This is a genomic window from uncultured Altibacter sp. (assembly GCF_963972995.1).
Classification (GTDB): Bacteria; Bacteroidota; Bacteroidia; order Flavobacteriales; family Flavobacteriaceae; genus Altibacter.
In genome coordinates this window covers 49,920-62,280 of sequence record NZ_CAXAXI010000002.1, presented here as the reverse complement: position 1 = coordinate 62,280, position 12,361 = coordinate 49,920, and the positions used below count along the sequence as shown (strand labels likewise).

The 12,361-nt window shown below is 41.0% G+C and carries 10 protein-coding genes and 1 tRNA gene; 3 read left to right on the top strand and 8 right to left on the bottom strand.

Annotated elements, in window-relative coordinates:
- Positions 1 to 11 precede the first annotated feature (11 nt).
- The 6 genes from AACZ11_RS01360 to AACZ11_RS01335 form a co-directional block, all read right to left on the bottom strand.
- Positions 12 to 635, bottom strand: a complete 624-nt coding sequence (locus AACZ11_RS01360) for a biopolymer transporter ExbD (RefSeq protein ID WP_290628712.1) — start codon at positions 633 to 635, stop codon at positions 12 to 14.
- Complete coding sequence (locus AACZ11_RS01355) at positions 635 to 1,060, bottom strand: hypothetical protein (protein WP_290628713.1); 426 nt, start codon at positions 1,058 to 1,060, stop codon at positions 635 to 637. Before AACZ11_RS01355 ends, AACZ11_RS01360 begins: the two co-directional genes overlap by 1 nt.
- An 18-nt stretch (positions 1,061 to 1,078) precedes the next feature.
- Positions 1,079 to 1,885: a MotA/TolQ/ExbB proton channel family protein gene (locus AACZ11_RS01350; RefSeq protein ID WP_290628714.1), complete on the bottom strand. Its 807-nt coding sequence runs from the start codon at positions 1,883 to 1,885 to the stop codon at positions 1,079 to 1,081.
- 777 nt (positions 1,886 to 2,662) lie between these two features.
- Positions 2,663 to 2,750 (bottom strand) — tRNA-Ser (locus AACZ11_RS01345).
- Between the two features lie 82 nt (positions 2,751 to 2,832).
- On the bottom strand, positions 2,833 to 3,861 hold the full coding sequence (locus tag AACZ11_RS01340) for an asparaginase (RefSeq protein ID WP_290628715.1): 1,029 nt from the start codon (positions 3,859 to 3,861) through the stop codon (positions 2,833 to 2,835).
- Between the two features lie 25 nt (positions 3,862 to 3,886).
- Positions 3,887 to 4,654, bottom strand: coding sequence for a TatD family hydrolase (locus tag AACZ11_RS01335; RefSeq protein WP_290628727.1), 768 nt, complete (start codon positions 4,652 to 4,654; stop codon positions 3,887 to 3,889).
- Between the two features lie 46 nt (positions 4,655 to 4,700).
- On the opposite strand from AACZ11_RS01335, the gene AACZ11_RS01330 reads away from it, so the two are divergent.
- The 3 genes from AACZ11_RS01330 (at position 4,701) to AACZ11_RS01320 (ending at position 7,860) form a co-directional block, all read left to right on the top strand.
- The gene (locus AACZ11_RS01330) at positions 4,701 to 5,135 is read left to right on the top strand and encodes a retropepsin-like aspartic protease (protein ID WP_290628716.1); all 435 of its coding nucleotides are present in this window, start codon (positions 4,701 to 4,703) and stop codon (positions 5,133 to 5,135) included.
- 74 nt (positions 5,136 to 5,209) lie between these two features.
- Positions 5,210 to 7,228, top strand: a complete 2,019-nt coding sequence (locus AACZ11_RS01325) for a sensor histidine kinase (protein WP_290628717.1) — start codon at positions 5,210 to 5,212, stop codon at positions 7,226 to 7,228.
- Positions 7,228 to 7,860, top strand: a complete 633-nt coding sequence (locus AACZ11_RS01320) for a response regulator transcription factor (protein WP_290628718.1) — start codon at positions 7,228 to 7,230, stop codon at positions 7,858 to 7,860. The genes AACZ11_RS01325 and AACZ11_RS01320 overlap by 1 nt, the downstream gene beginning before the upstream one ends.
- 304 nt (positions 7,861 to 8,164) lie before the next feature.
- Here the strand turns inward: AACZ11_RS01320 and odhB are convergent, their stop codons facing one another.
- Together odhB and AACZ11_RS01310 are read right to left on the bottom strand one after the other, a co-directional pair.
- A complete protein-coding gene (gene odhB, locus AACZ11_RS01315; protein WP_290628719.1) occupies positions 8,165 to 9,469 on the bottom strand; it encodes a 2-oxoglutarate dehydrogenase complex dihydrolipoyllysine-residue succinyltransferase in 1,305 nt (434 codons plus the stop codon).
- A gap of 33 nt (positions 9,470 to 9,502) precedes the next feature.
- Positions 9,503 to 12,253 carry a 2-oxoglutarate dehydrogenase E1 component gene (locus tag AACZ11_RS01310; RefSeq protein WP_290628720.1) on the bottom strand — a complete coding sequence of 917 codons (2,751 nt, stop codon included), beginning with the start codon at positions 12,251 to 12,253 and terminating at the stop codon, positions 9,503 to 9,505.
- Between the last annotated feature and the right edge of the window lie 108 nt (positions 12,254 to 12,361).

Below are 12,361 nucleotides of genomic sequence, written 5' to 3'. Positions count from 1 at the left end.
TTCTTTATTGTTTATTGTCCTTGCTTCTTAGGTTGTGCTTCAGAGAGTTTCATAGGGAACAACTGTTGGATATTCTCCAGTTTTTCCTGCACAGCCTCTTCATCTCCTTGAAAACTACCTTCATCGATTGCTTTCTTAACCTCAGTAAATTTCCAACCATAAAGACGTTGTGATTCTCTGTCTCTTAGAAAATTATAGGCCGCCACCAGTTCATTCTGAACAGCGATATACATCTTATAAGATGTTAACCGATCGTTTTGAACAGAGATAACTGCTTTGTCGGGATTGTCTGAAGAAGCAGGATCTCGTTGTCCTTTACAGTAACTGCAATACAATGGATCTCCCGCAGGTGCACCTCCATTATCCAGAAAGGCGATAGCTGCCTGTCTAAGGTCCTTAAGATCCATCAATTCTTCTTCGACGAGGAGTTGATCGCTCTTGTTCACGTTAACCACAAACAAGTTCTTTTGCTTGATGATAACATCTTCCGGTTCTACTTCTTCCATGGGTGGCAACTGTCTCGCAATCCCCTTGTCTTTTTCAATGGTTGTTGTTACCAAGAAAAAGATAAGCAGTAGGAAAGCGATGTCTGCCATAGACCCCGCATTTACTTCGGGTGTTGCTCTTCTTGCCATTATTTTGAAACTTTTTTGATTCCGCTAAAAATCATTGCACCCACAGCTAATACAGCCATGATGTAAAAGACATAAAGTCCCGTAGACACCCATTTCGAACCACTGGCTGAAAGCATTTGACCGTCTTTAAGTTGTGTCTCGGTACCATCGGCAAGGACGTACGAAATAATTACGATCAAAAGAAAAGCACCGATTGATACAAGTGTATTCTTTACATTTCCAGAAAATACCCCCTTAAGTACGAAGACTAGAACAAAGGCCAGTGTAATCGCCAAAGTGATATACGCAATGTATAGATATCCGTCTACGCCTTCACCCGTTTGAGCCACCACATCTCCTCCTTTTGAAAGGATCATGGCTAAAAACACGATACCGGCCAGACTTAGCAGTATTGCTACTATTTTTAATATTTTATGTAAACCCATTCTATTGGTTTTTTATAATTATCTTTTGTTTTTATAGTCTACAAGCATGTCTATCAATGTGATAGAAGCATCTTCCATACTGTTTACGATACTATCGATTTTTGCAATAATATAGTTGTAGAAGATTTGTAGGATAATTGCAACAATTAGACCAAATACTGTAGTCAATAATGCTACTTTAATACCTCCGGCTACCAAGGAAGGGTTCATGTCTCCAGCAGCTTCGATCTTATCGAAAGCCAAGATCATACCAATTACCGTACCCATGAAACCAAGCATAGGTGCCAAGGCGATAAATAAAGAGATCCAAGAAACATTCTTTTCCAACTGCCCCATTTGCACACCTCCATACGCAATTACCGCTTTCTCTGCAGCATCAATACTCTCGTCTGCACGATCCAACCCTTGGTAGTAAATAGAAGCAACAGGCCCTTTTGTATTTCTACAAACTTCCTTCGCCGCTTCAATTCCACCACTGTTTAGTGCATCTTCAACGTTCTCAGCTAATTTTTGAGTGTTGGTAGTAGAAAGGTTTAAATAGATAATTCTTTCGATAGCAATTGCCAACCCTAGAATTAAACAAAGAAGTACAATTCCCATAAACTCAGGACCTCCTTCGATAAAACGTTGTTTTAAATTTTGATGCCATCCTACAGACTCTTCGGAAGCTGCCGCTGCTTCTTCCTCCTGAATAATAGTTACAGTGGCCGCCGTTACCAATGCCTGTACATTAGTAGGCAGGGTTTGTGCAGCTGTTGCATTTGCGTTCATGGATCCCGCAAAAACGAATGCAGAAATCGCCAAAATAGAAAATAATTTTTTCATTGCTATCGACTTAAAGTTTGATTTTAGTTAAAGGTTTAAAGATATAAAATAATTTAGTTAATCTCCAAGAATAAAATTTGTTCTACGCCCGTAATCACTATAATTTCGAGCTAATGCCTTCAATATAAGTTGAAATGTAATCTTACGATACAAAGTACATTAATTTTATTGTTATCCCTGCCAATTTTGAACTAATTTCTTTTGAAACTCTTTCACACAAAATTGGGGCTCTCTTGTTCTATAGAACTAACACGCATCTTCAACAACACCTAGCGCCCTTTACTATGGAAAGTTCTATATAACGAGTGCCGGCAATACATTACAGAACATCCGCTGCGCGGCTTATAGTTGCTCACGCAAAAATTTGCTTAAGCACACTCCTGTGGATTATCGCTCCGCCTTCGGCGAACCGATGATCCCAAATTGAATGCTGGCAATACATTACAGAACATCCGCTGCGCGGCTTTCATTTGCTCACGCAAAAATTTGCTGAAGCACACTCCTGTGGATTATCGCTCCGCCTTCGGCGAACCGATGATCCCAAATTGAATGCTGGCAATACATTACAGAACATCCGCTGCGCGGCTTTCATTTGCTCACGCAAAAATTTGCTGAAGCACACTCCTGTGGATTATCGCTCCGCCTTCGGCGAACCGATGATCCCAAATTGAATGCTGGCAATACATTACAGAACATCCGCTGCGCGGCTTTCATTTGCTCACGCAAAAATTTGCTGAAGCAAGCTTCGACAAATTTTCTTATTCGCAAATGTATTCGCAGAGAGGAAGGGATTCGAACCCTCGATACGCTTTTGGCGTATACACACTTTCCAGGCGTGCGCCTTCGACCACTCGGCCACCTCTCTATTACATTAATTTGACGGGCTCGCCAAAGGGGTGGCAAATAACAAAAAAAAATGAGTCAAAACAACTATTTCCACTGTTAATTTATACCATTTCCCCGCGTAGGGAAGTTTCAAATATTGTTTTGAAACTCTTTGGTGAGACCTTCTGACCTAACAGGTACATCAACTTAGCTAAGGCAGCTTCGGTCGTGCAATCTTTTCCCGAAATGACACCCATCCGTTTTAGTTCAATACTGGTTTCATACATCCCCATAGCCACGCTTCCGCCGGAACATTGGGTTACATTTATTACAGGAATTCCTCTTCCGATCAAATCTTTTAATGCGCGAATGAACCATTCTTCGTTGGTAACATTCCCACTGCCGTAAGTTTCTAGCACAAGTCCCTTTATTTCAGGATAATTGAACAAATGTAAGACCGTCGTTTCATCAATACCGGGAAACATTTTTACTAAAAGAATGTTCGATTCCATCGTTTTATGAACGCGTAATTTCTTTCTTCTGTTGGGTCGGTATAAGGCCTCATTATTTATTACGAGATGTACACCACTTTCCACGAGGGCAGGATAGTTTAAGGAGGCAAATGCTTCAAAATGTTCGGCATTTATCTTTGTTGTCCTGTTAGCGCGGTATAATTTATATTCAAAATAAAGGCAAACTTCGGCTATCTTAGAATGTCCCTTTTCTCGCAAGGCTGCGATTTGAATGGAAGTAATTAAATTCTCCTTTGCGTCTGTACGCAAGTCACCTATAGGCAATTGAGAGCCTGTAAACACCACCGGTTTGCTTAAATTTTCCAACATAAAACTAAGCGCAGAGGCAGTGTACGACATGGTATCGCTTCCGTGAAGCACCACGAAACCATCAAAAGCTTCATACTGCTCCTCGATGATGGTGGCAATATCTGCCCAATAGCCGGGATTCATATTAGAACTGTCAATAGGTTGTTTGAAACTGGTCGTTGCAATGGTACAATCCAACAGTTTTAATTCCGGAATGTGTTTTAAAAGGTCCTTGAAATTAAAATTACGCAAGGTGCCGGTTTCAAAATCCTTGATCATCCCAATGGTTCCCCCTGTATATATTAGGAGTATGTTCGCTTTTGTATCCATAGGCTTCTTAGACTATTTTATTGGTTTATATGCCGAAGACTTCTTTCGAATTGGCTGTGGTAACAGCTGCGACCTCAGCTTCAGAACATCCGTAGAGCACTGCCACTTTCTTGCAAATTAATGAAAGATAGCTGCTTTCGTTGCGTTTTCCTCTGTAAGGCACAGGCGCAAGGTAAGGTGCATCAGTTTCTAATACGATATGCTTTAGGTCGATCTGGTTCAAGAACGTATCCACCTTACCATTCTTAAACGTAATTACGCCTCCTATTCCTAATTTCATATTATAAGAGATCGCTCGCTTTGCTTGTGATAAGGTTCCGGTAAAACAGTGAAAAATTCCGAAGAGATCATCACCCTTCTCCGTTTCCAATACCTCAAAGATCTCATCGAACGCTTCTCTGCAATGGATCACTATAGGAAGCTTATATTTTTTGGCAAGTTGTATTTGATGTCGAAATGCTTTTTTTTGAAGTTCGAGTGTGGACGTATCCCAATACAGGTCAATCCCGATTTCTCCTACCGCGTAGAACTTCCTTTTTTGGAATTGTGCTTCGACGTGACGAAGCTCGTTATCAACATTTTCCTTCACCGAAGTTGGGTGCAATCCCATCATTAAAAATACCTTTTCCGGATGTTGCTGTTCTAAAGTATACATCGCTTTGGTGTACGTACTGTCGATTGCAGGTATAAAAAACCTTTTTACCCCGGCATCCATGGCGCGCTCCATCATTGCTTTACGGTCTTCTTCAAAAGCCTCACTGTATAAATGCGTGTGGGTATCTGTTAACATGATGGCAAAGCTAACTATTTTGTTCCCTATCTTTGAAAAAAATTGTGTGATGCAACTAAGAAATTTACTAGAAACCAAGGGTTTTTACAGAATTCCTTTGAAAAAACTGAAATCGGGACACTATTGCTTTCAAGTTAAGATCAACAAAAATGTGGGGGTCTTTATTTTGGACAGTGGTGCTTCAACCAGCTGTATTGGTTTTGAAAGCATTGAATACTTTCAGTTAAACAATGAAAAAAGTGATGTAACCGCAGCCGGAGCAGGTGCCGTAAATATGAAGACTGAAGTTGCACGCAACAATCACATTGCCATTGGCCTTTGGTCCACAAAGAAGGTAGATTTTGTATTGTTCGACCTTTCACATGTAAATGAAGCCTTGCGGCAAGTGGAAGAAGGGCCGGTTCACGGTATTATAGGAGCCGATTTCCTAAAAGATGTAAGAGCCGTGATCGATTATGGCAGAAATTGCCTGTATGTCAAGTAGAAAAAGCGAAATATTAACAGTTTACTTTAAAAAAACTTGTTACTTTTAAATAGTACCTAACAACCTAACAAATTTTGATTAAATTCCTGGCTCTTCTCGTCATTAGCTTTTTATACCCTTATTTTGGGTATACTCAGGATATTGGGTATTATCAAAAGGCCGCAGATACAGCACGCGATCCTCTTGTAAAGTTGGAAATGCTCGATTCGGTTATTATAAATTCCTTTCGCAGAAAGGACGATGACAGTTTTGTACAATACAGTCTTGAGTATATTGATCTGGCAAAGGACCTAGACAGTATAGAACAGGCCGCCCGCAAGGCTATGAACCTACAGTTCATTCTAACTAATAAAAAAAACAAACCCAAGAAGGCTGTTTCGGTTATCAATGGTGTTTTAGCGCACAAGTATAAGATCAAAGACAGTTTTTTGTTAGGGGGTTTGTATCTTAAAAGAGGAGGTGCCAACTACCGCATAGATCTTAAAGAAGCTATTGAAGATTATACCCTGGCCTTGGAAAATTTTTCTAAGGAAGGTGATTCTATTTATGTTGCCGATGCGTACCTGTTTCGAGGACAGGCATATTCAAATTTGGGAAATTTTGTGCCGGCAGGTGAGAGCTATAGAAAAGCCTATGATTATTACGAGGCGTTAAAGGATTATCCGTATATGGTACATGCGCAGCAAGGGATCATCACTATGTTCAGCATGAATGGATTCTATGAGAAAGCCCTTGAAGAGCGTGAAAAAATTATTAAGAAGTTACAGGACCTTAAACTCAACGATTATATTGCCTTAGAATATTACAATCAAGCTCTCGATTTTAAAAAGATGGGTGAGAAAGAGCTTCAGTTGGAATACCTCAACAAAGCTGTTGCCATTCTGGACCAATCTTCTTCCGAAGAACGAGACCTTCTTCAATCCATTTATGTTCATGCAAAATTGGTAGAATATTACTCCACCGAAAAAGACATCGAAAAGGCTACAGAACAAATGAAATTGTTGCAAAAATGGTTTGTAAATATTGATGATCTCAACACACAGGTAAGTTTTTACGGAGCGTTGGCACATTATCATTTTGCGCTGGGCGATCTCGATACGGCGCTGAAATATGCGAAGTTAAAGCTGGCGGGCTCCAAATCGTATAATTATATGGACGCCATCCTAGACTCCTACGGTCTGTTAGCCAAGATCTACGCTGAAAAGGGAGACTACAAGAAAAGCCTGGAAAGCAGGGATGCATATACGTCTATAAGCGATTCCATTTACAATCGAAGTACTGCAAATGCTTTGGCCTATTACCAAACCTTGTATGAAACTGAAAAAAATGAAAAGGAACTCGTTGAAAAGAACACAAACATACAACTACTGGAAAAAGACAACGAAGCCTTTAAAAAAGTGGTTGCCTTTTCCAGTTTGGCCGTTCTCTTGTTATTTGGGTTGATCTTGCTTTTTAGAAATCAGCAAAACTTGAAGAACAATAAAGACCTTCAAGAAAAATTTAGTCAAAAATTACTGGTCTCTCAGGAAGAAGAACGAAAAAGGATCTCTAAAGACTTGCACGATGGCCTTGGCCAGCGACTTCTCCTGCTTAAAAATAAAGTGATTTCCAATGGGGATGATGATACCAAGAAAATGGTCGACAGCGCCATTGATGAAGTTCGTACCATATCACGTGACCTTCATCCGTTCCAGCTTCAGGAGATGGGAATCACCAAAGCGATACAACACACACTTACCCAAATCGATGAGAACACTACCCTATTTATCTCTTCGGAAATAGATAATATAGACGATCTGTTTACACCGGAGCAAGAAGTTAATATATACCGAATTGTTCAAGAGAGTTTGAACAATGTAATAAAGCATGCCAAAGCGGAAGCAAGTAAGGTTGCTATCAAGAAACTAACCAACAATATTGTAATCTCGATTCGTGATAATGGCAAAGGCTTCGATTTTGCTGAAAAGTTTCAAGACACACGCTCGCTGGGATTAAAAACCTTGCTTGAGCGAACCAAATTCCTAAAGGGTCAAATGAAGGTACAATCCAAGATCAATGGAGGGACTACTTTAGAATTTCAATTTCCTGTATAATGAAAAAAGACACCATTATTATTGCAGACGATCATCCGCTCTTATTAAAGGGGCTGAATGATTTTTTGGTGGAAAAAAAGTACAACATCATAGGAAGTGGAAATAACGGTCGCGAAGCGTATAATCTAATCACTAAATTAAACCCTGACATTGCAATTTTAGACATTCAAATGCCCTTTATGTCGGGTTTAGAAATTGCGCAAAAATGTAAGACCAATTGCTTGGACACCAAGATCATTTTAATTACACTTCACAAAGAGAAGGAATTGTATGAGCAAGCGCAAGACCTCAATATCTTTGGATATGTTCTTAAAGAGTTTGCTTTAGAAGAAATTGAGACATGCATTAAAATGGTTTCTGAAGGTAATCCATTCTTTAGTCCTAAAATAAAAGAACTGCTGGGCGACAACAATGTAGAAAATGAAGCACTGAAAGACCTGACCCCTTCCGAAAAGAAAATATTAAAGCTTATTGCAAACGACAAAACCAATAAGGAGATCGCCTCCCTTCTTTTTATTTCGTATCGAACCGTCGAGAAACACCGAAGCAATATCATCTCAAAACTCGCTTTGGAACACAAGACCAACAGCCTTCTCATTTGGGCTAAAGAGCATCACGATAAGCTTATATAAGTCTTGTTCTTCAATTATTTATCCAATTTACGTGTTTACACGTATTTCAAATTTGTCAATAATTTCTCACTTTTACCCTATGAAAGATTCGATGTTGATAAGCGAAGAAAAACATAAGAAGGACCGGGGCAAAAAAGTTGTTGTGGTGCTTCTGGTTATTTTCATCGTCGCCATCGTCTTACTAAACGTAATAAATTATTTTGTTTCTTATAAATAAGTTTTTGATTAGAATTTCAACTAACTAATCTAATGAAAAAACCCGGTGCAGTTGCATCGGGTTTTTTATGTTTAAAAGGCTTATAAACTACAGTTCCAAGGCTTTCTTTATGTCATTATTCATAAGCAGTTCTGTAGGATTCTCCAATGCTTCTTTTACAGCAACCAAGAATCCAACAGATTCTCTTCCATCGATAATTCTATGATCGTAGGATAACGCAACGAACATCACTGGTGCAATGGCAATGGCGCCATCCCGCACCACGGCACGTTCTACAATGTTGTGCATCCCCAGGATCCCCGATTGAGGCGGATTGATAATTGGGGTCGACAACATACTTCCAAAGACTCCACCGTTGGATATGGTGAAGGTCCCTCCCGTCATTTCATCAACAGTGATCTGTCCGTCTCGTGCACGTATTGCCAATCGTTTTACTTCGGCTTCGACACCTCTAAATGTTAGATTCTCTGCATTGCGAATTACCGGCACCATAAGACCCTTTGGACCCGACACAGCAATAGAGATGTCCTTAAAATCATGTTTTATTTGGTAGTCACCATCGATCATGGAGTTAACATCCGGGTACAGGTCTAAAGCGCGAACTACCGCCAAGGTGAAAAAAGACATGAAGCCTAGGCTTACCCCGTGTTTTTCCTTGAATTTTTCCTTGTACTCTTCCCGAATTTCAAAAATAGCGCCCATGTCTACTTCATTGAAAGTAGTAAGCATGGCAGTCTCATTCTTAGCCGCCACCAATCGCTCCGCTACCTTACGGCGAAGCATGGATAATTTTTTGCGTTCTGTTCCGCGTCCTCCTGCGCCCGGTGTTCCCATGGACGGTGTGGCGTTTTCGGCATCGCTTTTAGTGATTCTTCCATCTCTGCCCGATCCTTTCACGCTAGAGGCATCGATTCCTTTTTCAGAAAGTATCTTCTTGGCAGCAGGCGAGGGTGTACCTGTTGCATAACTCTTTGTATCCTGTGCCTGTGATTGCGTCGAGGATTTAGAAGGCGTTTCGGCTTTGGGTGCGGCCTTCTCTCCTGTATCCTTTTGCTTGGCATTCTGTTTATCCAGATCCGGGGCAGCATTTTCTCCCCCCGACTCATCACCCGGATTTTTATAGGTTTCTATATCTTCTTTTCCGTCTGGTCGCTCAGCTTCCGTGTCAATTAGGCAAACGACTTCACCCACGGCCACGGCATCCCCTTCTTCCGCCTTTAGTGTAATAATTCCACTGGCTTCAGCCGGAAGTTCTAAGGTCGCCTTATCACTGTCTACTTCTGCAATGGCTTGGTCCTTTTCCACCCAATCACCATCGGCAACGAGCCACTGTGCTATTTCTACTTCGGTTATGGATTCTCCCGGAGATGGGACTTTCATTTCTAATGCCATAATATATCTATTTTCCTAATAGGAGTTTTTATTCTATTCTTCTTCGCGATTGAAAACACTTTCAATCACTTTAGAGTGACGCAATTTTGAACGTACACTGCTTCCTGAGGCAGGTGCTGCATACATTTTTCTACTACATACTCTAAAATTCTTGGCCTCTTCAAAATGCAGCAATATATGCGCATAGGCTCCCATATTTCTGGGTTCCTCCTGTGCCCATACCACATCTTGAGCATTCTTGTATTTTTTAATGATTTCCTTCATGCCCTCTGTTGGCAATGGAAACAATTGCTCCACCCGCACCAGTGCAACATCCATTCGATCTAATTCCTCTCTTTTTTCCAGAAGGTCGTAATAGAATTTACCTGTCACAAAAACCAATGAAGTAACCGATGCGACCTTTACATTGGCATCATCAATAATCATTTGGAAAGACCCATTGGCCAATTCTTCTTTGGTGGAAACCACTTTGGGATGTCTTAGCAAACTCTTGGGCGTAAACACAATAAGTGGTTTACGGTACTGTACTTTCATCTGTCTGCGCAGTAAGTGATACATGTTGGCAGGAGTTGTACAATCTGCTACAAACATATTATCCTTTGCACATAATTGAAGATATCTTTCCATGCGTGCCGAGGAATGTTCGGCGCCTTGTCCTTCGTATCCGTGAGGCAATAACAACACCAATCCGTTTTGCAATTTCCATTTGTCCTCAGCAGCCGAAATGTATTGGTCGATCATGATCTGTGCTCCATTGCTAAAGTCACCAAACTGTGCTTCCCACAGGGTGAGTGTCTTCGGACTTGCCATCGCATATCCGTAATCGAATCCAACAACGCCATATTCCGAAAGCAACGAATTGTAAATATAAAAGTCTCCTTGCGCGTCCTTCAACTCATTCAGCAATACTATTTCTTCTTCACTTTCCTCCACTTTAAGGACGGCGTGACGGTGTGAGAAGGTTCCCCTTTCTACATCCTGTCCACTCATGCGCACATCATAGCCTTCCTTTAAAAGGGTTCCGTAAGCCAAGAGTTCTCCCATGGCCCAATCCAGCTTATTGTCCTCAAAATACATCGTATGTCTCGCTTCAATAAGTTTGGATATCTTCCGCAAGAATTTCTTATCCTTCGGCAGTTGGGTAATCACTTTAGCGATGTCGGTAAGGGTATCCAATTCTACTCGGGTATCGACCGCTTCCATCATCGTGTCCTCTTCGGCATAGATATATCCCTGCCACTCATCCTGCATAAAGGCCGTGATCTCGGTCTTTTCTTCTTTTCTGGAATCTTCCAGGTTCTCTTCCAGTTTGTCCTTATACTCTTGTTCTAATTTTGCCGTATACCCTTCATCAATAAGACCTTCTTTAAATAACTTTTCGGCATAGATATCGCGCGGGTTATTGTGTTTGGCAATGGCCTTATAAAGTTTTGGTTGTGTAAATCTGGGCTCGTCTCCTTCATTGTGACCGTACTTTCGGTATCCCAACAAGTCGATGAATACATCACGTCCAAATTCCATTCGGAAATCCAACGCGAACATCATGGCATGCACCACTGCCTCGGCATCGTCTGCGTTAACATGCAGTACGGGTGACAATGTAACTTTTCCAACGTCGGTACAATAGGTAGAAGATCTCGCGTCCAAATAATTGGTAGTAAAACCAATTTGGTTATTTACCACAATATGAATTGTTCCTCCTGTCTTATACCCGTCCAACTGTGCCATTTGAATGATCTCATAGACCAATCCTTGTCCGGCAATGGCGGCATCTCCGTGCACTATAATTGGCAACACGGCCATCGGGTTGTCTTTATGGTGATCGTCCTGTTTTGCACGGGCGATCCCTTGAACGACTGCTCCTACCGTCTCCAAGTGAGAGGGGTTAGGTGCAATATTTAAGTTGATTTCCTTTCCCGAATGGCTCTTTCTTTTTGAAGTCCAACCCAAATGGTACTTTACATCACCGTCGAATATATCTTGAGCATAGTCCTTCCCGTCAAATTCACTAAAGATGTTCTTGGCACTTTTACCGAAAATATTGGTCAAGGTACTAAGTCGGCCCCTGTGAGCCATCCCCATTACAAACTCTTCGACACCTTTCTCTGCCGCCCCCTCAATGAGCGCATCCAGCGCCGGAATCAAGCTTTCCCCACCTTCAAGTGAAAATCGCTTCTGCCCCACATATTTAGTATGTAAGAAGGTTTCAAAAGAAACGGCTTCATTTAATTTTTTAAGAATATGCTTTTTCTGTTCCGCTGTGAACTTGGGCTGATTATCGTTAACATTCAGCTTCTTTTGGATCCATTCGATTTCTTCCGGTTTTCGAATGTACATATATTCAATCCCAATAGAATCACAGTAGATACTCTTTAAATGCCGAATAATCTCTTCTAAGGTGGCTTCACCAATCCCCAGAACTTCTCCCGCCTTAAAAGAGGTGTTTAGATCGCCTTGAGAAAGACCGAAATTCTCAATATCCAAGGTTGGCGTATATTTTCTACGTTCCCGAACCGGATTGGTCTTGGTGAACAAATGCCCCCGGGTTCGATACCCGTCGATTAATTTAAGGACTTGAAATTCCTTAAGTACTTTTTGAGATCCGTCTGTACCCTCTTGCTCAATTCCCAAGGCTTCCAGAGAACCATTCTCGATGCCAAAATCGAACCCTTGAAAAAAGGCACGCCAACTAGGCTCGATACTGTCTGGAAATTGTAAATATTTATCGTAGAGTTCTGCGATATACGCCGGGTGAACCGCATTGAGAAATGAAAATCTATCCATAATAGGAATAAAGTGGTCTTTTTACTAAAAACGTTACAAAAGTACAACAAATCCATAAACTACCTGATTGGAATGTATATATTTATAAGAGAAAAGTCTTAAATATTT